17 protein-coding genes are annotated in these 18,429 nt (G+C 69.7%); 9 read left to right on the top strand and 8 right to left on the bottom strand.

What is annotated here, in order from left to right; all coding sequences use genetic code 11:
* Positions 1 to 661: 661 nt before the first annotated feature.
* Positions 662 to 1,303 (bottom strand): DNA-3-methyladenine glycosylase, encoded by a 642-nt coding sequence (locus ABZ656_RS10040; protein WP_101405951.1) that lies wholly within the window; start codon positions 1,301 to 1,303, stop codon positions 662 to 664.
* 225 nt (positions 1,304 to 1,528) lie between these two features.
* On the opposite strand from ABZ656_RS10040, the gene ABZ656_RS10035 reads away from it, so the two are divergent.
* From ABZ656_RS10035 to ABZ656_RS10025, 3 genes are all read left to right on the top strand, one after another.
* Entirely contained in the window at positions 1,529 to 2,314 is a 786-nt protein-coding gene (locus tag ABZ656_RS10035; protein WP_101405950.1) for a sporulation protein, read from the top strand.
* A gap of 39 nt (positions 2,315 to 2,353) precedes the next feature.
* A complete protein-coding gene (locus ABZ656_RS10030; RefSeq protein WP_360266314.1) occupies positions 2,354 to 2,887 on the top strand; it encodes a YbhB/YbcL family Raf kinase inhibitor-like protein in 534 nt (177 codons plus the stop codon).
* Positions 2,888 to 3,045: 158 nt separating this feature from the next.
* Complete coding sequence (locus ABZ656_RS10025) at positions 3,046 to 3,552, top strand: HNH endonuclease (RefSeq protein ID WP_101405948.1); 507 nt, start codon at positions 3,046 to 3,048, stop codon at positions 3,550 to 3,552.
* 103 nt (positions 3,553 to 3,655) lie between these two features.
* Here ABZ656_RS10025 and ABZ656_RS10020 read toward each other — a convergent pair whose 3' ends face one another.
* From ABZ656_RS10020 to ABZ656_RS10010, 3 genes are all read right to left on the bottom strand, one after another.
* A complete protein-coding gene (locus ABZ656_RS10020) occupies positions 3,656 to 4,591 on the bottom strand; it encodes an SPFH domain-containing protein (RefSeq protein ID WP_054230569.1) in 936 nt (311 codons plus the stop codon).
* A gap of 131 nt (positions 4,592 to 4,722) precedes the next feature.
* Complete coding sequence (locus tag ABZ656_RS10015) at positions 4,723 to 5,157, bottom strand: NfeD family protein (protein WP_101405947.1); 435 nt, start codon at positions 5,155 to 5,157, stop codon at positions 4,723 to 4,725.
* Positions 5,158 to 5,281: 124 nt separating this feature from the next.
* A complete protein-coding gene (locus ABZ656_RS10010) occupies positions 5,282 to 6,073 on the bottom strand; it encodes an ABC transporter ATP-binding protein (RefSeq protein ID WP_351316880.1) in 792 nt (263 codons plus the stop codon).
* A 121-nt stretch (positions 6,074 to 6,194) separates the two neighbouring features.
* On the opposite strand from ABZ656_RS10010, the gene ABZ656_RS10005 reads away from it, so the two are divergent.
* Complete coding sequence (locus ABZ656_RS10005; protein ID WP_101405946.1) at positions 6,195 to 6,983, top strand: hypothetical protein; 789 nt, start codon at positions 6,195 to 6,197, stop codon at positions 6,981 to 6,983.
* A gap of 261 nt (positions 6,984 to 7,244) precedes the next feature.
* On the opposite strand, the gene ABZ656_RS10000 is transcribed toward ABZ656_RS10005, so the two are convergent.
* The 3 genes from ABZ656_RS10000 to ABZ656_RS09990 form a co-directional block, all read right to left on the bottom strand.
* A complete protein-coding gene (locus ABZ656_RS10000) occupies positions 7,245 to 7,490 on the bottom strand; it encodes a chaplin (RefSeq protein ID WP_054232214.1) in 246 nt (81 codons plus the stop codon).
* Between the two features lie 159 nt (positions 7,491 to 7,649).
* Positions 7,650 to 8,291: a response regulator transcription factor gene (locus ABZ656_RS09995; protein WP_101405945.1), complete on the bottom strand. Its 642-nt coding sequence runs from the start codon at positions 8,289 to 8,291 to the stop codon at positions 7,650 to 7,652.
* Complete coding sequence (locus tag ABZ656_RS09990; protein WP_360266307.1) at positions 8,284 to 9,453, bottom strand: GAF domain-containing sensor histidine kinase; 1,170 nt, start codon at positions 9,451 to 9,453, stop codon at positions 8,284 to 8,286. Before ABZ656_RS09990 ends, ABZ656_RS09995 begins: the two co-directional genes overlap by 8 nt.
* 188 nt (positions 9,454 to 9,641) lie before the next feature.
* Between ABZ656_RS09990 and ABZ656_RS09985 the strand changes: the two genes are divergently transcribed.
* The 3 genes from ABZ656_RS09985 (at position 9,642) to ABZ656_RS09975 (ending at position 12,501) form a co-directional block, all read left to right on the top strand.
* The gene (locus ABZ656_RS09985) at positions 9,642 to 10,337 is read left to right on the top strand and encodes an SDR family NAD(P)-dependent oxidoreductase (protein ID WP_101405943.1); all 696 of its coding nucleotides are present in this window, start codon (positions 9,642 to 9,644) and stop codon (positions 10,335 to 10,337) included.
* A complete protein-coding gene (locus ABZ656_RS09980; protein WP_101405942.1) occupies positions 10,334 to 11,419 on the top strand; it encodes an S-adenosylmethionine:tRNA ribosyltransferase-isomerase in 1,086 nt (361 codons plus the stop codon). The genes ABZ656_RS09985 and ABZ656_RS09980 overlap by 4 nt, the downstream gene beginning before the upstream one ends.
* A 299-nt stretch (positions 11,420 to 11,718) precedes the next feature.
* A complete protein-coding gene (locus tag ABZ656_RS09975) occupies positions 11,719 to 12,501 on the top strand; it encodes a transglycosylase SLT domain-containing protein (protein WP_360266303.1) in 783 nt (260 codons plus the stop codon).
* Positions 12,502 to 12,585: 84 nt separating this feature from the next.
* Here ABZ656_RS09975 and ABZ656_RS09970 read toward each other — a convergent pair whose 3' ends face one another.
* Positions 12,586 to 15,090 (bottom strand): ABC transporter ATP-binding protein/permease, encoded by a 2,505-nt coding sequence (locus tag ABZ656_RS09970; protein ID WP_101405940.1) that lies wholly within the window; start codon positions 15,088 to 15,090, stop codon positions 12,586 to 12,588.
* 242 nt (positions 15,091 to 15,332) lie between these two features.
* On the opposite strand from ABZ656_RS09970, the gene ABZ656_RS09965 reads away from it, so the two are divergent.
* Positions 15,333 to 17,093 carry a streptophobe family protein gene (locus tag ABZ656_RS09965; protein ID WP_101405939.1) on the top strand — a complete coding sequence of 587 codons (1,761 nt, stop codon included), beginning with the start codon at positions 15,333 to 15,335 and terminating at the stop codon, positions 17,091 to 17,093.
* Between the two features lie 111 nt (positions 17,094 to 17,204).
* Positions 17,205 to 18,416, top strand: a complete 1,212-nt coding sequence (serB, locus tag ABZ656_RS09960; RefSeq protein ID WP_101405938.1) for a phosphoserine phosphatase SerB — start codon at positions 17,205 to 17,207, stop codon at positions 18,414 to 18,416.
* The last annotated feature ends 13 nt before the right edge of the window (positions 18,417 to 18,429 follow it).

The following is an 18,429-nucleotide window of genomic DNA, read 5'->3' as shown; positions in this document are numbered from 1 at the left end:
ATGTTTTCCCGTAATCGGGACGACACCACGAGAGCGGAACCAAGGAGAGGAATAATCCCCTCGGTTCACAGCGTCCTCGCTGTGCGCCTACCGGAACAGTGCCCGGCAGGACTTTTTCAAAGGAACCTCGCCCCAGCCGATCGGCCGGAGACGGGGTATCAACATATCTGGCGTTGATTTTTGGCACGCTGTTGAGTTCTCAAGGAACGGACGCTTCCTTTGTACTCACCCTCTCGGGCTTTCCTCCGGGCGCTTCCCTTCGGTCTTGCTGTCTTGCTTTGTTCTTGCGTTTCCGACTCTATCAGACCGTTTCCCGATCCGATTTCCTCGGTGCTTTCCAGGTTCTCGCTCTCGCGTTTCCCTTTCCGGCGGTTCCGACTGTATCAGACTCTTTCGTGTCCAATTCCCTGTCGGAGAGGGATTCCGTCTTCCGGCTTTGAGTGCTTTCGCATCGCGGCCTTTCGACATTCACTACGCTAGCCGATTCCCTCGGCAACTCATAATCGAGTTCCGCGGGCTGCAATTCGGGCATGCAGGCACGCCGAATTGACCCCCGCTGAGGGGAAGTCGTAGGTAGTGGGTTGGCCACTTCCGGCTGCAGGCTGAACGCCGTACCCGGGTCAAGCGGCTCGGGCTACATTACGGACCCCCCAGGGGCGAGTCAAGTTGAGCGACGGCGTGGCGTATGGGCCCGATAAGGGCTCACGGTGGGGTCGTCGGCGACCCAGAAGCGCCAGGGGTGAACGCCACCGTCGCCGGCCACTCCGGTACGCGGACCGTTGCGTACCTGGTCGGAGTGGACGGGGGTGCCCGTCAGGAGGGTCAGTGGAGAGCCCTCGGGGGCACAGGCGTCGGCGCCGTCGAGGGCCCTGTCCACGCCGAGTGCCGTGGCCAGGCGCGCGGGCCCCTTGGCCAGTTCCTTGTCATTTCGGGCTGAGAGTCGACGTTTGCGAGCGAGTCCGGCGCCCTCGATGATCTCTCCGGCACGAAGGAGGACCCCGCTCGGGTTGCCCTCCGGACCACACACCAGGTTCATGCAGAACCACATGCCGTAGGTGAAGTAGACGTATACATGCCCGGGCGGACCGAACATCACGCCATTGCGGGCCGTGCGGCCGCGATAGGCATGGGAGCCGGGATCGTTCGGGCCGTCGTACGCCTCCACCTCCGTGAGACGGAGCTCGATCGGACCGTCCGGTGTCGTGCGGACGAGGACGCGCCCCAGCAGGTCGGGGGCGACCTCCAGTACGGGGCGGTCGAAGAAGTCCCGGGTGATGGGCGTACGGTCAGGGGCCGCGATCATGGCGTACGAGCGTAGTCCAGTGGCCCGGACGGAAGCGGCCGGGTGAGGGACTGTGCGTACGGGTCGGCACGAGTGCGCGTCCGTGCGCGTCTACGGGTGGTCAGGGAGCGTCCTCCTTGTAAGGGTGAGGGCGCGGAACCGGCCGCGGCCGGATCGCGTTTGTAGGGATCAAGGATCCAGACGGATGTACGACGGAGCACAGGCGTTGCCTGGGGAGGAAGAAACATGGGGTTCAAGCGGCTGCTTGCGAGCCTGGGAGCCGGTGGGGCTTCGGTCGAGACGGTGCTGACCGAGGTCAACGTCGTTCCGGGCGGTGTCGTGCAGGGTGAGGTGCGGATCCAGGGCGGGTCCGTGAACCAGGCCATCGAGGGGCTGTCGGTCGGGCTCCAGGCCAAGGTCGAGGTCGAGGGCCACGACGACCAGGAGTACAAGCAGGACATCAAGTTCACCAAGCTGCGGCTCGGTGGGGCCTTCGAGCTGCAGGCCGGTGCCGTTCACGCCGTTCCCTTCGGGCTCGAGATCCCGTGGGAGACGCCGATCACCACGATCGACGGGCAGGCGCTTCGGGGCATGCACATCGGTGTGACCACCGAGCTGGAGATCGCGCGTGCCGTGGACTCCGGTGACCTGGACCCGATCAACGTGCACCCGCTGCCGGCGCAGCAGGCGATCCTGAACGCCTTCATCCAGCTGGGCTTCCGCTTCAAGAACGCGGACATGGAGCGCGGTCACATCCGGGGCACCCGGCAGAAGCTGCCGTTCTACCAGGAGATCGAGTTCTTCCCGCCGTCGCAGTACCGCGGGCTGAACCAGGTCGAGCTGAGCTTCGTCGCGGACGACCACGAGATGGACGTCATCCTGGAGATGGACAAGAAGCCGGGTCTCTTCAGTGAGGGCAGCGACTCGTACCGCTCCTTCCGCGTGGGGCTGCACGACTACCAGGGCACGGACTGGGCGGCGTACCTGAACCAGTGGCTGTCCGAGGTCGGCAGCAAGCGCAGCTGGTTCTAGGCTCGGGTCGAGAGATTCCGCCGTTCAGGAGGTTCTGACGTGACCGAGCTCAAGAGGCCGCCGCTTCCCCATGACTTCCATCCGCCCGTTCCGACCTTCACGGTCGTCAGTGAGGACGTCGAGCCGGGCGGGGTGCTGAAGGACGCTCAGGTCTACGCGGCTGGGAACACCTCGCCGCAGCTGAGCTGGGAGGGGTTCCCGCCGGAGACCAAGAGCTTCGCCGTGACCTGCTTCGACCCGGACGCCCCGACGGGGAGCGGGTTCTGGCACTGGGTGGTGTTCGACATTCCCGCTTCGGTGACGGAACTGCCGACGGGTGCGGGCAGCGGCAAGTTCGAGGGGCTGCCGGAGGGTGCCGTCCAGGTGCGCAACGACTACGGGTCCAGGGACTTCGGTGGCGCCGCGCCGCCGGCCGGGGATCCCGCGCACCGGTATGTGTTCACGGTGTACGCCGTGGATCAGGAGAAGCTCGGTCCCGACGCGGAGGTGTCGCCGGCCGTCGTGGGATTCAATCTGCGGTTCCACACGCTGGCGCGCGCCCAGCTGATGGGTGAGTACGCGTCTCCCGCGTAAAGCGGTGAAGACTCACGTTCACTGAACGTTTGCCCGCCTCTGGTCTTGGAAGTGATCAGGGGCGGGCATTTTTATTGCGTTGTCCATCTCGGCGTGCCCGGCCAGAGTTGATCCAAGCCCGCCAGGGGGTGGGCCGGTGCGCACGGGAGGTGGGCTGGATGCGGGACACGCTGGTTCTGAACGCGAGCTTTGAGCCGCTGTCGACGGTGACGTTGAACCGAGCCGTCGTTCTGGTGCTGCAGGACAAGGCTGTCGTCGAGCAGGCCCACCCCGAACTCCGTATGCGCGGCGCCGCGCTGGACATACCCGTGCCCCGAGTCATCAGGCTGTGCAGGTATGTGAGGGTGCCTTTCCGAAGACAAGCGCCGTGGTCGAGGCGCGGTGTGCTGGTACGCGACCAGCACAGGTGCGCGTACTGCGGAAGGCGGGCGACGACGGTCGACCACGTGGTGCCGCGCGCGCAGGGCGGTCGGGACTCCTGGCTGAATACGGTCGCGTCCTGCGCGGAGGACAACCACCGCAAGGCGGCCCGGACTCCGGAGCAGGCGGGTATGCCGCTGCTGCGGCAGCCGTTCGAGCCGACGCCCGCGGACGCGATGCTGCTGGCGCTGGGCCGTGACGACCTCGACGCCCTCCCGGAGTGGCTGGCCCAACCCGCGGCGTAGCCGCTCCGCTGGGAGAACCCGGGAACCCGCCGGTCGTTCGGCTGCGGGTCCTCCGTGGCCGGCCGCGCAGTTCCCCGCGCCCCTGACGGGGCGCGGGACAGCGTCAGTCGGTGACGGACGGCTTCTCGCGGCGCTCGGTGCCCGCGTTGCCCGAACCGCCGCCCATGGGGCCGAAGTTGCCCATGGCGCCGCTCAGGCCCTTGAGGGCGTCGCCGATCTCGCTGGGCACGATCCAGAGCTTGTTGGCGTCGCCCTCGGCGATCTTGGGGAGCATCTGGAGGTACTGGTAGGCGAGGAGCTTCTGGTCGGCGTCGCCGGCGTGGATGGACTCGAAGACCGTGCGGATGGCCTGGGCCTCGCCCTCGGCGCGCAGGGCGGCGGCCTTCGCTTCACCTTCGGCGCGCAGGATCGCGGACTGCTTCTCACCTTCGGCGGTGAGGATCTGCGACTGGCGGATACCTTCGGCGGTGAGGATCGCGGCGCGCTTGTCCCGGTCGGCGCGCATCTGCTTCTCCATCGAGTCCTGGATGGAGGTGGGCGGTTCGATCGCCTTGAGCTCGACGCGGTTGACGCGGATGCCCCACTTGCCGGTGGCCTCGTCGAGGACGCCGCGCAGGGCCGCGTTGATCTCCTCGCGGGAGGTCAGGGTCCGCTCCAGGTCCATGCCACCGATGATGTTGCGCAGGGTGGTGACGGTGAGCTGCTCGATCGCCTGGATGTAGCTGGCGACTTCGTAGGTGGCGGCGCGCGCGTCGGTGACCTGGTAGTAGATGACCGTGTCGATGTTGACCACCAGGTTGTCCTGGGTGATCACCGGCTGCGGCGGGAACGGCACGACCTGTTCACGCAGGTCGATGCGGTTGCGGATCGAGTCGATGAACGGAACCACGATGTTCAGGCCCGCGTTCAGGGTCCGTGTGTAGCGGCCGAAGCGCTCCACGATGGCCGCGCTGGCCTGTGGGATGACCTGGATGGTCTTGATCAGGGCGATGAATACCAACACCACCAGAATGATCAGGACGATGATGATTGGTGCCATCGATGCTCCCCGTACCCTTCTCCGCCTCGGTATGTCCGAAAGATCTTATGGTTGTTGAAGATCTTGCTCGACGAGTCTGACAGACCGTCGTCTGCCACGTGGGGCGTTCGGTTCACTTGCGTCGCACGAGGTCACATCACAATCGCCGTGGCTCCTTCGATGTCCACGACGTCCACCTCCTGGCCCACTTCGTAGACCTGTCCGGCGTCGAGAGCGCGCGCCGACCAGATCTCTCCGCCGAGTTTGATCCGGCCGCCGCCCGAACCGTCCACCCGTTCCAGGACGATGGCCTGTTTGCCCTTCAACGCCTCCACGCCGGTGGCGAGTTGGGGGCGCTGGGCGCGGTGCCGGGCCGCGATGGGGCGTACGACGCCGATGAGCGCGAACGAGACGACGGCGAAGACGAGTACCTGAAGGACGACATCGCCGCCGAGGCCCGCTGTCACCGCCGCCGCAGCGGCGCCGAGGGCGAGCATGCCGAACTCCGGCATCGCGGTCACCACGAGCGGGATGCCCAGCGCGGCCGCGCCGACGAGCCACCACACCCATGCGTTGATGTCGTTCACGTGGTCATGGTAGGTCCGCGGGCCGGGCGCGGACAGGGCGCAGATCGGTTGAGAAGGGGCTCGTACCGGGTGTTTCGTGCCGGACGCCTCGTACGAAGCACTTCGTACGCGTGTTTCCGGTCGGTCAGGACATCGGCAGGCCCTGCGCGGTCCAACGCTCGCCGACCTGTTCGACGATGAGCGGGAGTCCGAAGCAGAGGGAGAGGTTGCGCGAGGTGAGTTCGAGCTCGAGCGGGCCGGCGGCGAGCACCTTGCCCTGACGGATCATCAGGACGTGGGTGAAGCCGGGGGCGATCTCCTCGACATGGTGCGTGACCATGATCATGGAGGGGGCGATCGGGTCGCGGGCGAGACGGCCGAGGCGGCGGACGAGGTCCTCGCGGCCGCCGAGGTCGAGGCCCGCGGCGGGCTCGTCGAGCAGGAGCAGCTCGGGGTCGGTCATCAGGGCGCGGGCGATCAGGGTGCGCTTGCGCTCGCCCTCGGAGAGCGTGCCGAACCGGCGGTCCAGGAAGTCGCTCATGCCGAGGCGGTCGAGGAACGCGCGGGCGCGCTGCTCGTCGATGTCCTCGTAGTCCTCGTGCCAGCCCGCGGTCATGCCGTACGCGGCCGTCAGCACGGTCTGCAGGACGGTCTGGCGCTTGGGGAGCTTCTCGGCCATGGCGATACCGGCCACGCCGATGCGCGGGCGCAGCTCGAAGACGTCGACCTTGCCGAGGGTCTCGCCGAGGATGGTGGCGGTGCCCTGGCTGGGGAAGAGATAGCTGGAGGCGAGATTCAGGAGGGTCGTCTTTCCGGCGCCGTTCGGGCCGAGGATGACCCAGCGCTCCCCCTCCTTGACCGACCAGGAGACCTGGTCCACCAGAGCCCGGCCCTCTCGGACCACGGACACGTCCTCCAGCTCCAGTACATCGCTCATGAGCGCGTTGTCTCCCATTGCAGTCTCGGCCGTCGCTTACGTCTGTGGACGCAGCCCCCAGGGAAAACCTACGCCACCGGTCGGTCGCTCCCATCCATCGGTCGGTCCTTAGGGTGGAGGCATGCTCTCGGAACCACGCTCAGGACGTCTGGCCGCATGGGGAAACGCCCTTTTGGCCGGACTTGTTTCGCCGGATGACGCGGTGCTCGCCATCGTCGGTGAGGACGCGGTGCACCGGGTCGAGGGGCTGCCGGGTGAGTCCGGCCCCGTCGGGCTCACGCTCGCCCTCGGCCGGCTTCGCGCGCTCGGGGTGACCGGACTGCGGGTCGCGCTGCCCGCGCCGGGGCATCCCCTCGGGCTGAGCGGGCCACCGGACTTCAATGCGCGCGCCCTCGACGCGGAGGAGGCGGTGGTCTGCCACGGGGCGGCGCTCGGGCTCGTTCCCGAGGTGTACGAGGCCGGGCCCGACGGTGATGTCCATGTCGAGGTGGTGTGGCACTGCCTCCCCGTGCGGGAGGCGCCGCCCGCGGATGTGCCTTCGCTCGGCGAGGCCGAGCGGGAGCTCGCGGAGGCGCTGCGTGAGGCGACGGAGGTGCTGTCGCGGCTCGACGTGGCGGGGTCGGGGCCGGTCGCCGAGGCGGCGGTCGACGCGTACCGGGCGCGGGCCGAGCGGGGGCGGGAGGTGTTGGCGCCCGGGTATCCGCCGCGTGCGGTGCGGGTGCTGGAGCTGGCCCAGCGGGTGGGGTTGCTCATCTCCGTCGCGTACGAGAACGGTCATGGCGGGGCGGTGAGTGCGTCGGAGATTTCGGCGCGGGCGTTGGCGTTGCGGCCGGTCGAGCGGACGGCTCGGCGGGCACAAGTGGCGGCGTACAACGCGTTCGTGGAGGAGCGGGAGCGGGGGGTTCGCTGAGGTCTGTTTGCGCCTCCGCCGCCCCTGCCCTCCCCCAAGCTCTCGGCTTCGCTCGAGCAGGGGGACTCGCATCATCCTCGACCTGGGGCTCCGCCCCCAGACCCCCGGGTGGGATTGTCGGCTGCGGGTGGGTGGGGCTTGGCGCGCAGTTCCCCGCGCCCCTGGGGTCGGGGCTGCGCCCCGGCCCCCGTCGGCCTGAACGGACCGAACGGCCTCCCAGGGGAGCCTGGGAGGCCGGTGGGGGTGGTGGGGGCGTGGGCGTCAGTGGTTGAGGCCCAGGTTGCCGAAGGCCGGGTTCAGGACGCCGATGACGTTCACGCTGTTGCCGACCGCGTTCACGGGGATGTGGATCGGGGCCTGGATGACGTTGCCCGAGACGACGCCCGGGGAGCCCGCGGCATTGCCGCCCGCCCACGAGCCGTCCGTCGCGGACGCCATACCGGCACCGGCGGCGACCAGCCCGCCGGCCACCATCGCGACAGCCGTGGCCTTCTTCAGGTTCTTCACTTCTGAGCCCTCCCTAGCGATCACCGCGGCAGTCGCCGCGGCACGCACTGGAGAACGGCCGAGATCTCCGGAGGATGCGCCATCCGGGTGACATACACACGACGGTATGAATCTCAGCCCGGAGCGGAACCCTCCGAGTTGCCGCCGCCGGGCGGGCGATCAGCCCGCTGCCCCATGGCGTACGGCCCAGAGCGCGGCCTGTGTGCGGTCGGCGAGATCGAGCTTCATCAGGATGTTCGAGACATGCGTCTTGACGGTCTTCTCGGAGAGAACGAGCGCGCGTGCGATTTCGCGGTTGGAGCGGCCGTCCGCGATCAGGCCGAGCACTTCGCGCTCCCGTTCGGTGAGCGAGCCGCCTCTCCCCTGGCCCGAGTTGACCTCCTCCTGGGACAGCAGGACGCCCGCCACCTCGGGCTGGAGCAGGATGTGCCCGGCGTGCACGGAGCGGATGGCTCCGGCGAGGGCGTCCGGGTCCACGTCCTTGTAGACATAGCCGGCGGCGCCCGCGCGCAGGGCCGGGACGACCGTGCGCTGTTCGGTGAAGCTGGTGACGATCAGCACGCGCGCGGGGTTGGCGAGTTCACGGAGCTTGCGCAGCGCGTCGATGCCGTCCATGCCCGGCATCTTGACGTCCATGAGGACGACGTCGGGCTTCAGCTCCTCGGCGCGGGCGACCCCTTCGGCGCCGTCGGACGCCTCGCCCACGACCTCGATGTCGTCCTGCACTTCAAGAAAGGTGCGCAGGCCCCGGCGGACCACTTGGTGGTCGTCGACGAGCAGCACCTTGATTGTCTCAGCCACCAGGGACCTCCATCTCGATCGTGGTGCCCTTCCCGGGCGCCGATTCCACGCTGAGGGTGCCGCCGACGCCGCTGGACCGGTCGCGCATGGAGACCAGGCCCAGGTGGCGTCCCGCGGCGCGGGTCGCCGTGGGTTCGAAGCCGCTGCCGTCGTCACTGACGCGCAGGACGGTGCCGGGGCCGCGCTTCTCCAGGGTGACGTCGACGCGGCCGGCTCCAGAATGCCGCAGTGCGTTGTGCAGGGCCTCCTGGGCGACGCGCAGCACGGCCTCCTCCTGGGCGGCGGGCAGCGCCCGCACCCCGTGGCTCGCGAAGGTCACGCGCGCTGAGTGGGCGCGGTCGAGGACCTGTATCTGGGTGCGCAGGGTGGCGACCAGGCCGTCCTCGTCGAGGGCGGCGGGGCGCAGCTCGATGACGGCGGCGCGCAGCTCCTCGGTGGCCTCCGCGGCGAGCATGGCCACCTGGTGCAGCTCGCCCTTGGCGCGTGCGGGGTCGCGGTCCACGAGGGCGACGGCTGCCTGCGCGGTCAGGCGCAGGGAGAAGAGCTTCTGGCTGACGGCGTCGTGGAGCTCGTGGGCGAGCCGGGAGCGCTCCTCGGCGATGGTGAGCTCGCGGCTGCGCTCGTAGAGACGGGCGTTGGTCAGGGCGATCGCCGCGTGCTGGGCGAGGATCGTGAGGAGTTCCTGGTCGTCCTCGGTGAAGCCGCACCCTCCGTCCGGTGCCGAGCAGTCCTTCTCGTTCTCTTTCGTCCTGTTCTTGTTCGCCAGGAACAGGGCGCCGATGACCTCGTCGCCGTCGCGGATGGGCAGGCCCAGGAAGTCGGACATGTCGGGGTGGGCGGTGGGCCAGCCCTCGAAGCGGGGGTCCTTGCGCACGTCCGCGAGGCGCTCGGGGCGGGCCTCGTGCAGCATCGCGGCGAGGATGCCGTGCTGGCGCGGAAGCGGGCCGATGGCCTTCCACTGGGCGTCGCTGACGCCGTCGACCACGAACTGGGCGAAGCCTCCGTGGTCGTCGGGCACACCGAGCGCCGCGTACTGCGCGTCGAGCAGCTCACGGGCCGAGGCGACGATCGTCTTGAGGACGTCGCGCACCTCGAGGTGCCTGCTCATGGCCAGCAGCGCGGTGCTCACCGCGTACAGACCGGACCGGGGGCCTTGGCTCATGTCCCCAACGTACCGGCGGGGTGTGACAGCGCGTATCCGACCTGTGGTGGCGGTCGCCTGGGCCGGTGGGCCTAGGGCGAAGGGCCCCGGGTCATTGGGGCCCGCGCACGAGGCGGCGGGGGCGGCCCGGTTCCTACGTTGAAGGCACCCGCCGGGAGCGGCGGTGCTGGGACGAGGGGACGGACGTCATGCCGGTAGCGATCATCACGGGTGCTTCGAAAGGGCTGGGTCGGGCGCTCGCCGCGGCCCTGGCGGAGCGCGGCTGGGATCTGGTGCTCGACGCCAGGACCGCGGGAGTGCTGAAGGAGACGGCGGAGGCGCTGTCCGCGTACGGGACCCGGGTGGAGGCGCTGCCCGGGGATGTCGGGGACGCGGGGCACCGTGCCGGGCTGGTGGCGGCGGCCCGTGGGTTCGGCGGCGTGGACCTGCTGGTGCACAACGCGAGCGCGCTGGGCGCCGAGCCGCTGGTGCGTCTGGAGGACCTGACCCTGGACGGGCTGCGCCACGCCCTGGAGGTCAACGTGGTCGCGGCGCTGGGCCTGGTCCAGGAGGCGCTGCCGCTGCTGCGGGCCGCGGAGGCCGGTGCGGTCGTCGCCGTCAGTTCGGACGCGGCCGCGGAGGCGTACGAGACGTGGGGCGGGTACGGGGCGTCCAAGGCCGCTCTGGACCATCTGGCGGCCGTGCTCGGCGTGGAGGAGCCAGGGCTGCGGGTGTGGGCCGTGGACCCGGGGGACATGGGCACGGACCTGTACGCGGCGGCCGTACCGGAGGACGACGACCCGCGGCCGACGCCGGACAGCGTGGTTCCGGCCTTTCTGCGGCTGCTGGACGAACGCCCTGCCAGCGGCCGCTACGGCGCTCCGGCGCTGCTGGAGGTGCGATGACGACGACCGTGCGGGTTCCGGAGGAGCGGTCGGCGCGGGTGCCGGCCGAGCAGCGCGGGCCCGGGCGGGACCGGGACTCCGTGCGGCTGCTCGTGTCGTGCGGTACCGAGGTGTCGCACCACGCGTTCGTGGAGCTGCCGCGGCGGCTGCGGGCGGGGGATCTGCTGATCGTCAACACCTCCCCCACGCTGGCGGCCGCCGTGGACGGGCGGATCGGGCACGCGCGCGTGGTGGTGCATTTCTCCACGCGGGGAGATGACGGACGGTGGGCCGTCGAACTGCGGGATCCCGATGGGAGGGGCACCACACGTGCGCGCGCGGGCGGACCCGCGGGGACGGAGGTGCGCCTTGCCGGGGACGTACGCCTCGTACTGGAGGAGCCGCTGACGCCGTACGGTTCGCGGCTGTGGTGGGGGCGGGTGTCGGATCCGGACGTGCTCGGGCTGCTGCGGCGCCACGGGCGCCCCATTCGCTACTCCTATACACAGAGGGACCAGCCGCTGTCCGTCTACCAGACGGTGTTCGCGCTGCCGTCGGCCGACGGCGGCGCGAGTGCGGAGATGCCGAGCGCGGCGCGGCCCTTCACCGCGCGCCTGGTGGCGGAGCTGGTGAGCCGGGGCGTGCAGTTCGCGCCGATCACGCTGCACACCGGTGTCGCGTCGGCGGAGGCCCACGAGCCGCCGTATCCGGAGCGGTACGAGGTGCCGGAGGCGTCGGCCCGGCTGATCAACGCCGCGAGGGCGGGAGAGGGGCGGATCCTCGCAGTCGGTACGACGGCCGTACGCGCAGTGGAGTCGGCTGTCGACGCCGGCGGGGCGGTCCGGGCCCGGAAGGGCTGGACGGACCTCGTGGTGACCCCGGAGCGGGGCGTGCGGGTGGTGGACGGGCTGCTGACCGGGCTGCACGAGCCGGAGGCCTCGCATCTGCTGATGCTGGAGGCGATCGCGGGACGGGCGGCGGTCGAGCGCAGCTACGGCGAGGCGCTGAGCGGGCTCTACCTCTGGCACGAGTTCGGGGACGTGCACCTGATCCTCCCGGAGGAGGGGCCTCACGCTGAGCGTTGCTCCAGCAACTGCCGGTGACAATTCCATAGGGCCGGTGTGAGCCCGCACATAGGGCGCACATCACTTACGAAGGCGCATAGGAGATCAAGGCGGGCATAGTGAGCGGGGCAGACGTGACAGTCTGCCCCGATTTGCCCTTACTGGGCCTACTACCTTCCGTCGTACGTCACACCTTTGCCACGGTATTTTGCGGCCGCTAAGAATGGCCTCCGTCGCTCAGCACCGCGGGTTTCACCCCACGGCGCCAGATCCGGAAACACTCTGTCCCCCACCGGACCGGGAGCGACCTCCGCGCTATTCGAAGAGGTCCATCAGCCATGACCAAGAACACCCGCACTCCTGGCCATAGTCCGAAGCTGACCCAGGTCCGCAAGCTCTCGATCGCCGGCGTCGCCACGCTCGGTGCCGCGACCCTCGCGTTCTCGCTGGCGCCGAGCCACACGCAGACCACCACGAACGACGCCGCCGTCTCCGCGGCCCCCGTCGTCTTCAGCCAGCAGCCGATCAAGAACGTGCAGGCCCGCCTCACCGACCAGCTGGCCGGCGCGAGCCTGAAGACCCAGGCCATCGAGGCGAAGAAGAAGGCGGCCGACGACGCCGCCAAGAAGGCCGCCGACGCGGCCGCCGCCAAGAAGGCCGCCGAGAACGTGCGCAAGGTGCAGGCCGCGAGCCGCTCCGTGCAGCGCCCCGCGATCGAGACGGTCGCCATGAAGACGGTGGCCCTGAAGACGGTGGCCCTGAAGACGGTGGCCCTGAAGACGGCCGCCACGAAGACGTACGCCAACAACCTCGACGGCTGGATCCGCCAGTCGCTCGACATCATGAAGCGCAGGGGCATCCCGGGTTCGTACAACGGGCTGCACCGCAACATCATGCGCGAGTCCTCGGGCAACCCGATGGCCATCAACGGCTGGGACATCAACGCCATCAACGGGATCCCCTCGAAGGGCCTGCTGCAGGTCATCCAGCCGACCTTCAACGCGTACCACGTCCCCGGCACCTCGTGGAACATCTACGACCCGGTCGCCAACATCACGGCCGCCGCCAACTACGCGGCCGACAAGTACGGCTCGATGGACAACGTCAACAGCGCGTACTGAGGCCGGCGCGGACCTCTGACACGTACGCCGAAGGGCGGCACCCCGGTGTTGGGGTGCCGCCCTTCGGCGTACGTACGCGCGGGACTACTTGCGCATGACCTCGGGCTCGTGGCGGCGCAGGAAGCGCGCCACGAAGAAGCCGCAGACGGCGGCGAGGACGAGCAGCGCGACGATGTCCATGCCGTAGGCGGACGCCGTGTGGTTCCACAGCGGGTCCGTGCTGGACGGGTCGTCCGTGTTCGGACTGATGTTGTTGAAGTCCAGCGTGGCGCCGGCGGCGGCGACCGCCCAGCGCGAGGGCATCAGGTACGAGAACTCGTTGACGCCGATCTTGCCGTTCAGGATGAACAGGCAGCCGGTGAACACGACCTGGATGATCGCGAACATGACCAGCAGCGGCATGGTCTTCTCGGCCGTCTTCACCAGCGAGGAGATGACCAGGCCGAACATCATCGAGGCGAAGCCCAGCGCCATGATCGGGATGGAGAGTTCCAGCAGCACCGAATGGCCGAAGACCACGCCCTCGGTGGGCTTGGTGCGGCTGGTGAAACCGATCGCGCCGACCATGGCACCCTGCAGCACGGTGACCACGCCGAGCACGACCACCTTGGACATCAGGTACGCCGAGCGGGACAGGCCGGTGGCGCGCTCACGCTCGTAGATCACCCGTTCCTTGATCAGCTCACGGACGGAGTTCGCCGCGCCCGCGAAACAGGCGCCGACCGCGAGGATCAGCAGCACCGTGGTGGCCGTGCCGTTCGGTACGTGCACGCCGGTCTTCGGGTTCACCTGCGGGTTCACCAGCAGGGTCTTGTTCGGGTCGATGAGCAGGCTCACCGCGCCGAGCACGGCCGGCAGGATCACCGTCAGCGCCAGGAAGCCCTTGTCGGACACGATCACCGACACATAGCGCCGTACCAGCGTGCTGAGCTGGGAGAACCAGCCCTGCGGCTTCGGCGGCTTCATCGCCTGCGGCGGCGTCACATTGGCCGACTGCGGGGCGACGGCGTCGATGTCCGCGGCATACATCTGGTAGTGCTGCGAGCCCTTCCAGCGGCCCGCCCAGTCGTAGTCGCGGTAGTTCTCGAAGGCGGAGAAGACATCGGCCCAGGTCTCGTAGCCGAAGAAGTTGAGGGCCTCCTCCGGCGGACCGAAGTACGCGACCGAACCGCCCGGTGCCATCACCAGCAGCTTGTCGCAGATCGCCAGCTCGGCCACGGAGTGCGTGACGACGAGGACGGTACGGCCGTCGTCGGCCAGGCCGCGCAGCAGCTGCATGACGTCCCGGTCCATGCCCGGGTCGAGACCTGAGGTCGGCTCGTCCAGGAAGATCAGCGACGGCTTGGTCAGCAGCTCCAGTGCCACCGAGACGCGCTTGCGCTGGCCGCCGGAGAGGGAGGTGACCTTCTTCTCCTTGTGGATGTCCAGCTTCAGCTCGCGCAGCACCTCGTCTATGCGGGCCTCACGCTCGGCCGCCGTGGTGTCGGCGGGGAAGCGCAGCTTGGCCGCGTACTTGAGGGCCTTCTTGACGGTGAGTTCCTTGTGCAGGATGTCGTCCTGCGGGACCAGACCGATGCGCTGACGCAGCTCGGCGAACTGCTTGTACAGGTTCCGGTTGTCGTAGAGGACGTCACCCTGGTTGGCGGGGCGGTAGCCCGTGAGCGCCTTCAGGAGCGTCGACTTGCCGGAGCCCGAGGGGCCGATGACCGCGATGAGCGACTTCTCGGGGACGCCGAAGGAGACGTCCTTGAGGATCTGCTTGCCGCCGTCGACCGTCACCGTCAGATGGCGGGCCGAGAAGGAGACCTCACCGGTGTCGACGAACTCCTCGAGCCGGTCGCCGACCAGGCGGAACGTCGAGTGGCCGACGCCGACGATGTCGTTCGGGCCGAGCAGCGCCGAGCCGCCCTTGGCGATCGGCTGGCCGTTGACGTAGGTGCCGTTGTGCGAGCCGAGGTCGCGGATCTCGAAGCGGCCGTCGGGCGTCGCGTGGAACTCGGCGTGGTGGCGCGAGACCTGGAGGTCGGAGACGACCAGCTCGTTCTCCAGCGCACGACCGATGCGCATCACCCGGCCGAGGTCGAGCTGGTGGAAGGTGGTCGGGCTGCGGTCGCCGTAGACCGGCGGCGCCCCCGCGCCACCACCGGGTCCCTGCTGCTGCGGCACTCGCGCCGCGGGCTGCTGCGGCTGCTGGTGACTGTGTTCCGGCGTCTGCTGCTGCGGTGCCTGTTGTGCCCAGCCGGGGCTCGCGCCCTGCGCGGCGTAGGGCTGCTGCTGAGGCTGCGCGACGGCGGCCGCGGCGCCGGAGAGGTTCAGGCGCGGGCCGTCGGTCGCGTTGCCGAGGTGCACGGCCGAACCGGGGCCGATCTCCATCCGATGGATCCGCTGCCCCTGCACAAAGGTGCCGTTGGTGCTGCCGTGGTCCTCGATGACCCAACTCCGGCCGTCCCAGCTCATCGTGGCGTGACGCCAGGAGACCCTGGCGTCGTCGAGCACGACGTCCCCCTGCGGATCACGTCCGAGGGTGTATGGCCTGGACGCATCGAGCGTCCAGGTCCGTCCATTCAATTCCAGTACGAGTTCCGGCACTCCATGCCCCACTGAGTTGTCCCCCGAAGTTCCCCCATCACAGGGAGTCTAGGGATGTCGAACATCGGGGGGAACTATTTCAGGAGCAGCCCCCTGACCGAAAGTCGGGCCATGTGAAGAGCGCGTACGGGCGGGTTGCCCGTTTCTGTTGACGGGGTTGAAACCGGCCCGGAGAGTGGTAATCCCACGCGAGGGGGACATCCGCGGTGATGCCGCCGCGGCGCGGATCGGGGGGTCTGACGATGAGCAACGACACCGCGGGACACGGCAGGCGACTGCCGTGGGGGGATGTGCTGTTGTCCGCGATCGCCTCGGTGAGCTGGGCGTTGATCGCGATGGCGGGCACGGCCGCGCTCGGTCTGCATCTGGTCGGCGCGGACGCAGCGGGCTCGCTCGGGCCGATGACCGCGGCGGTGGTGGCCCTTGGGGCCAATGGTGCGGTCAAACCGTCCGGCGATGTGTCGGCCTTCGGTCTGAAGGGGGCGGAGGCGCACACGGCCATACAGATCACGCCACTGGGCGTGGGACTGGTGGGCGCGCTCCTGCTCTCCTTCTTCTTCCTGCGCTCCCTGCGCGGGGCGGGAGTTGTGATCGCGCCGTCCGAACTCCTCGCGCGCGCGGGCGCGGTGGTCGTGCTGTTCGTGGCGACGCTGGGCGGGCTCGCCTGGGCCGGGCACGACATCATCACGATCGACGGGAGCAAGCTCGGCCTCGACCGGGTGACGGGCGGCGGCGGCCTCGGGAACATCACCGACAAGCTCCCCGGCGGGCTCGGGGACCTCGGCGGACTGCTGCCCGGCAAGATCGGCGACCTGGTGCACGCGCAGGCGGCCGTGGGCTTCACCGTCGACACGGTGCCCACGCTGCTGGGCGGCGCGGCCTGGGCGGCCGGAATCCTGGTGATCGCCCTGCTCGCCTCCCGGCGCACCCCGCTGCCGCGCGGCTGGGAGGGCGTGCACCGGATGGTGCGCCCGGCCGTGTCCGCGCTGGTCACGGTGTTCCTGGTGGCGGTCCTCTCGGGCCTCGCGGCGGCGGCGTACGCGGCGATCGGTGATCCCCATCCCAAGCTGATCGCGGGCGCCGCGCTGCTCGGCGCGCCCAACGGGGTGTGGCTCGGCATCCCGATCGGCCTCTTCGTGCCCTGGGACGGCAAGGCCACCGGCGAACTCGCCAAGCTGCTCCCCCACCCACTGGACCGGTTGCTGAGCGTCGACTCCGATCAGCCCGTCACCCTGGGCCGGCTCGCCGAACTCGACGGACGGGTGTGGCTGTTGGGGGTCGCGACCGCGGTCATGATGCTGTTCGCGGGCGTCCTCGCCGCCTCGCGTACGCCTTTTGTACGGGGGCAGGGTGCGGCTTCGGTGGGAACACCGGCTGCTCCCGATGTACGAGGAGGGGGCGCCCTCGGTTTCGCCGGGCGCTGCGCTCTTCGGCTCGGCATCGTGACGGCGCTGGCGCTGCCGCTGCTGGCGTGGCTGACGGACGTGTCCGTGGACGCCTCGCTGTCGGTGTTCGGCATCGACGCGTTCGGTGCCGGAATCCGGTTGCACGGGCATCTGGGCGTGGCGCTGCTGCTCGGCGCCGCCTGGGGTGCGGCCACGGGGGCGGCGGGGGCGCTGCTGGCGTACGCGAGCGGGGCCGCGGGGCGGCGGGCGGCGCCGCTGGCACTGGGTGACGCGGGTCCCCCGGTCACCGCGCCCGCCCCTGACCTCCCCGGGCAGAGCGGACCGTACGCTCCGAGCGCGCCGTACCGGCCGGCGAACCCCGACACCAATCCCTATCTGCGGCTGCCCGACGCACTGCGGGAACCCGCCGACGGTCGGCCGTCGGAGCGGCCGCGCTCGCCCGACGACGTGTACGGCGCGCCGACGGTCGTCCGGCCGATGGCGCCGCCACCCGGACCGCAGAAGCGGCGGCCACGGGGGCACAATGTGCCGCCTCCGCCGCAGCCGCCGCCCGGCCAGGGACCTACCGCGCCGCCGGGGCCGGGGCGGCAGAGCTGATCGCCGTTGCCGGGCAACGCGCTCGACACCGCTGCGACACCCAGTGTTCCCCGTCCGCTGGACGGACCTCAGGGGCGGAAGGCACTGGGTGCCGGATACGGTGGAGTCACCATGAGCGCTTCGCAGACCCCCGAGGTCCCCACTCTCCTCGTCAAGATCTTCGGCAAGGACCGGCCGGGTATCACGGCCGGACTCTTCGACACCCTCGCCGCCTACTCCGTCGAGGTGGTCGACATCGAGCAGGTCGTCACCCGTGGCCGGATCGTGCTCTGCGCGCTCGTGACCGAGCCGCCGGCCGGCCTGGAGGGCGATCTGCGGGCCACCGTCCACAGCTGGGCGGAGTCGATGAAGATGCAGGCGGAGATCATCTCCGGCCTCGGCGACAACCGGCCGCGCGGCCTCGGGCGGTCCCTCGTCACCGTGCTCGGGCATCCGCTCACCGCCGAGTCGACGGCCGCGATCGCCGCCCGGATCACCAAGACCGGCGGCAACATCGACCGTATCTTCCGGCTCGCCAAGTACCCGGTGACGGCGGTCGAGTTCGCCGTGTCCGGTACGGGGACCGAGGCGCTGCGCACCGCGCTGGTGACCGAGGCCGCGGCGCTCGGAGTGGACATCGCGGTGGTGGCGGCGGGGCTGCACCGCAGGGCACAGCGTCTGGTCGTCATGGATGTGGACTCGACGCTCATCCAGGACGAGGTGATCGAGCTCTTCGCAGCGCACGCCGGGTGCGAGGAGCAGGTCGCCGAGGTGACGGCGGCGGCGATGCGCGGGGAGCTGGACTTCGAGCAGTCGCTGCACGCGCGTGTGGCGCTGCTCAAGGGGCTGGACGAGTCGGTGGTGACCAAGGTGCGCGAGGAGGTGCGGCTGACACCGGGCGCGCGCACGCTGATCCGTACGCTGAAGCGGCTCGGTTTCCAAGTCGGTGTCGTCTCGGGCGGATTCACGCAGGTCACGGACGATCTGAAGGAGCGGCTCGGGCTCGACTTCGCGCAGGCCAACACGCTGGAGATCGTCGACGGGAAGCTCACGGGCAGGGTCACCGGGGAGATCGTGGACCGTGCGGGCAAGGCACGGCTGCTGCGCCGGTTCGCCGCCGAGGCGGGGGTGCCGCTCGCCCAGACCGTGGCGATCGGCGACGGGGCCAATGACCTCGACATGCTCAACGCGGCCGGTCTCGGCGTCGCCTTCAACGCCAAGCCCGTCGTCCGCCAGGCCGCGCACACCGCGGTGAATTTCCCCTTCCTGGACACCGTGCTGTATCTGCTGGGTGTCACCCGCGAAGAGGTCGAGGCGGCGGACATGCACCTCGGCGACCACTGAGGCCCGGACATAC

This window comes from Streptomyces sp. NPDC007095, from assembly GCF_040634475.1.
Lineage (GTDB): Bacteria > Actinomycetota > Actinomycetes > Streptomycetales > Streptomycetaceae > Streptomyces.
Note: the sequence above shows the minus strand (reverse complement) of the source record. Positions and strands in the feature narration are given on the sequence as shown.

What these genes read in the sequence shown, in the direction of transcription:
- ABZ656_RS10040 (WP_101405951.1), bottom strand. Translation starts at nt 1,303, where the DNA reads ATGATCGCGGCCCCTGACCGTACGCCCATCACCCGGGACTTCTTCGAC.
- ABZ656_RS10035 (WP_101405950.1), top strand. Translation starts at nt 1,529, where the DNA reads ATGGGGTTCAAGCGGCTGCTTGCGAGCCTGGGAGCCGGTGGGGCTTCG.
- ABZ656_RS10025 (WP_101405948.1), top strand. Translation starts at nt 3,046, where the DNA reads ATGCGGGACACGCTGGTTCTGAACGCGAGCTTTGAGCCGCTGTCGACG.
- ABZ656_RS10020 (WP_054230569.1), bottom strand. Translation starts at nt 4,591, where the DNA reads ATGGCACCAATCATCATCGTCCTGATCATTCTGGTGGTGTTGGTATTC.
- ABZ656_RS10010 (WP_351316880.1), bottom strand. Translation starts at nt 6,073, where the DNA reads ATGAGCGATGTACTGGAGCTGGAGGACGTGTCCGTGGTCCGAGAGGGC.
- ABZ656_RS10005 (WP_101405946.1), top strand. Translation starts at nt 6,195, where the DNA reads ATGCTCTCGGAACCACGCTCAGGACGTCTGGCCGCATGGGGAAACGCC.
- ABZ656_RS09990 (WP_360266307.1), bottom strand. Translation starts at nt 9,453, where the DNA reads ATGAGCCAAGGCCCCCGGTCCGGTCTGTACGCGGTGAGCACCGCGCTG.
- ABZ656_RS09985 (WP_101405943.1), top strand. Translation starts at nt 9,642, where the DNA reads ATGCCGGTAGCGATCATCACGGGTGCTTCGAAAGGGCTGGGTCGGGCG.
- ABZ656_RS09980 (WP_101405942.1), top strand. Translation starts at nt 10,334, where the DNA reads ATGACGACGACCGTGCGGGTTCCGGAGGAGCGGTCGGCGCGGGTGCCG.
- ABZ656_RS09975 (WP_360266303.1), top strand. Translation starts at nt 11,719, where the DNA reads ATGACCAAGAACACCCGCACTCCTGGCCATAGTCCGAAGCTGACCCAG.
- ABZ656_RS09965 (WP_101405939.1), top strand. Translation starts at nt 15,333, where the DNA reads ATGAGCAACGACACCGCGGGACACGGCAGGCGACTGCCGTGGGGGGAT.
- serB (WP_101405938.1), top strand. Translation starts at nt 17,205, where the DNA reads ATGAGCGCTTCGCAGACCCCCGAGGTCCCCACTCTCCTCGTCAAGATC.